The sequence below is a fragment of the Rhizobium sp. 3T7 genome, from assembly GCF_020166565.1.
GTDB lineage: Bacteria > Pseudomonadota > Alphaproteobacteria > Rhizobiales > Rhizobiaceae > Rhizobium.
Genome location: NZ_JAIQXS010000064.1, coordinates 1 through 576, shown reverse-complemented (window position 1 = coordinate 576; position 576 = coordinate 1). Strand labels below are relative to the sequence as shown.

Below are 576 nucleotides of genomic sequence, written 5' to 3'. Positions count from 1 at the left end.
GCTCAGGGAAAACGAGTCCGTCTACATTCCGCTTGGTGAAGTCCATCGCCTCGCCAATCCCGGCAAGATCATGCTCGAGCTGATCGAAGTCCAAACCGGATCCTATCTCGGAGAGGACGATATCATCCGCATCGTCGACGAGTTCGGCCGCAGCTGATCACTGTTGTCTTGAACTTATAAACTTCCCCCTGTAACACCATCGCGGTCCCGCCAATCGGCCGGGCCGCGATCGCTGTCTCAGGGAATGAATCCATGCGTATTGTGATGATTGGCTCGGGCTATGTCGGCCTTGTTTCCGGTGCCTGCCTCGCCGATTTTGGCCATCATGTCACCTGTGTCGACAAGTCCGCCGCAAAGATTGATGCCCTGGAGGCCGGCAAGGTTCCGATTTTCGAACCCGGTCTCGATAATATCATCGAACATAACCGCAACGCCGGTCGCCTGGATTTTTCGAAAGAGCTGGCGACATCGGTTGCGAACGCGGACGTCGTCTTCATCGCCGTCGGCACGCCGTCGCGCCGTGGCGATGGTCACGCCGACCTTAGCTATGTGTATGCGGCCGCCCGCGAGATTGCA

At 57.6% G+C, this 576-nt stretch carries 1 protein-coding gene and 1 pseudogene; both read left to right on the top strand.

Features of this window, described 5'->3' with window-relative positions:
• A pseudogene (gene cpsB / locus K9B32_RS28855) lies at positions 1–157 on the top strand (mannose-1-phosphate guanylyltransferase/mannose-6-phosphate isomerase); the annotation flags it as partial.
• Positions 158–228: 71 nt separating this feature from the next.
• A partial coding sequence (locus K9B32_RS28850; RefSeq protein ID WP_318013384.1) for a 2-dehydropantoate 2-reductase N-terminal domain-containing protein occupies positions 229–576 on the top strand: 348 nt, incomplete at its 3' end.